Source organism: Actinophytocola sp. (assembly GCF_045807065.1).
In the GTDB taxonomy this organism is placed as follows: Bacteria; Actinomycetota; Actinomycetes; order Mycobacteriales; family Pseudonocardiaceae; genus Actinophytocola.
Genome location: NZ_JBJMIE010000648.1, coordinates 1 through 2233, shown reverse-complemented (window position 1 = coordinate 2233; position 2233 = coordinate 1). Strand labels below are relative to the sequence as shown.

Sequence of the window (2233 nt, the reverse complement as noted above, 5' to 3'; positions counted from 1 at the left end):
GCGCGTGCGTCGCGACAGGACGTCGTCCAGGTCCAGTGCGCCCTCGTGGGTCGCGGCGTAGACGGCCTCCGCGGCCAGGTACTTCGGTGCGGCGGTCAGTGGTTCGGCCAGTCGCGGGTCGCGGGCGATCATCGTGAGCAGGTCGTGGACCGCCGAGCCGTAGCGGCCCAGCAACCGTTCCACCACCTCCGCCGCAAGCAGCCCGGTGGCCAGGCGGGCGCGGTCGGCCCACAGTTCGCGGAAGCCGACCGCGCCGTGGATGGGTAGGTGCCGGGTCAGGGACGGGGCCACCGCGCGGCCCAGGCCGGCGGTCGCCGCGTCGACGACGTCCGCGGCCATCACGCGGTAGGTCGTGTACTTCCCGCCCGCCACCACGAAGAACCCCGGGGCCGGCTCGGCCACGGCGTGCTCGCGGGACAGCGTGGTCGTGTCGCTTTCGGCGCCGGGGTCGAGCAGTGGGCGCAGGCCGGCGTACACCCCGACCACGTCGTCGGCGGTCAGCGGATCCCGCAGGACCGAGTTGACGTGGTCGAGGAGGTACTCGACGTCCGCGCGGGTCGCGGTCGGGCGGGCCGGGTCGTGGTCCCACGGGGTGTCCGTGGTGCCGATGATCCAGTGCCTGTCCCACGGGATCACGAACAGCACGCTCTTCTCGGTGCGGGTGATCAGCCCGACGTCGAGTGCGATCCGCGACCGCGGCACCAGGACGTGCACGCCCTTGGACATGCGGACGCGGAACGGCGGCCTCGCCTCGGCCAGCGCACGGACCTCGTCGGTCCACACCCCCGCCGCGCTGATCACCCGGCGGGCACGCACGACCTGCTCGCCTCCCGAGAGCAGGTCGCGCACGCGCACGCCGGTCAGCTCGCCGCCGTCCCGCAGGACCTCGACCGCCTCGACGCGGGTGAGCACCGTCGCCCCGTGCTGCACGGCGGTCCGCGCGAGCATCATCGTGAGGCGGGCGTCGTCCACCTGCGCGTCGTAGTAGCGGATCGCGCCGGTGAGCGCGTCCGGACGCAGCGCCGGCGCCAGTTCCAGCGCGGCGCGACGGGAGAGGTGGCGGTGCATCGGCAGCGCACGCGCGCCGCCGATGCTGTCGTACAGCGCGAGGCCGGCGCCGACGTACGCGCGCTCCCACACCCGGTGCGTCAGCGGGTACAGGAACGGCACCGGCCGCACGAGGTGCGGCGCGAGGCGGTGCAACAGCAGGCGGCGTTCCTTGAGCGCCTCACGCACGAGCGCGAAGTCACGCTGCTCCAGGTACCGCAGCCCGCCGTGCACCAGCTTGCTCGACCGGCTCGACGTGCCCGCCGCGAAGTCCCGCGCCTCGACCAGCGCGACGGACAGGCCACGCGACGCGGCGTCGAGCGCGGCGCCGGCACCCACCACGCCACCGCCCACGACGAGCACGTCGAACTCGGTCTGGTCCAGCGCACGCAGCGCCGTGCTCCGGTAGGCGAGATCCAGTCGTGCGGACACCCCGACACCTCTCCCTGTCGTGCTAACTCACGTCGGCGTCGACCCAGTCGAACGACTTGGTGACGGCCTTCTTCCAGTTCCGGTAGACGCGTTCGCGCTCGGCGGCGTCGAGGTTCGGCGTCCACCGCTTGTCCTCGGCCCAGTTCTTGCGCAGGTCGTCCAGGCCGTCCCAGTAGCCGACCGCGAGGCCGGCGGCGTAGGCGGCGCCGAGCGCGGTGGTCTCGGCGACCTTCGGCCGCACCACCGGGACGTCGAGCATGTCGGCCTGGAACTGCATGAGCAGCTCGTTCGCGACCATCCCGCCGTCCACCTTCAGCTCTTTCAGCGCGACACCGGAGTCGGCGTTCATCGCGTCGAGCACCTCGCGGGTCTGGAAGGCCGTGGCCTCCAGCACCGCCCGCGCGAGGTGCCCGCGGTCGACGAACCGGGTGAGCCCGACCAGCGCACCGCGGGCGTCGGCTCGCCAGTACGGGGCGAACAGCCCCGAGAACGCCGGCACGAAGTACGCCCCGCCGTTGTCCTCGACGGACCGGGCCAGCGGCTCGATCTCGGCGGCGGAGGAGATGATCTTCAGGTTGTCCCGCAGCCACTGCACCAGCGAACCGGTGACGGCGATCGAGCCCTCGAGCGCGTAGATCGGCTTCGCGTCGCCGATCTTGTAGCACACGGTGGTGAGCAGGCCGTTCCTGCTCGCGACCTTCTCCTCGCCGGTGTTGAGCAGCATGAAGTTGCCGGTGCCGTAGGTGTTCTTGGC

Annotated in this window: 2 protein-coding genes; both read right to left on the bottom strand. The window is 72.4% G+C overall.

The genetic code is table 11. From position 1 onward, the window contains the following. Nucleotides 1-1479 (bottom strand): glycerol-3-phosphate dehydrogenase/oxidase (locus ACJ73U_RS38020; RefSeq protein ID WP_407782617.1); only part of this gene is annotated, 1479 nt, incomplete at its 3' end. A gap of 22 nt (nucleotides 1480-1501) precedes the next feature. Beyond that, on the bottom strand, nucleotides 1502-2233 hold a 732-nt coding region (locus ACJ73U_RS38015), incomplete at its 5' end, for an FGGY family carbohydrate kinase (protein WP_407782616.1).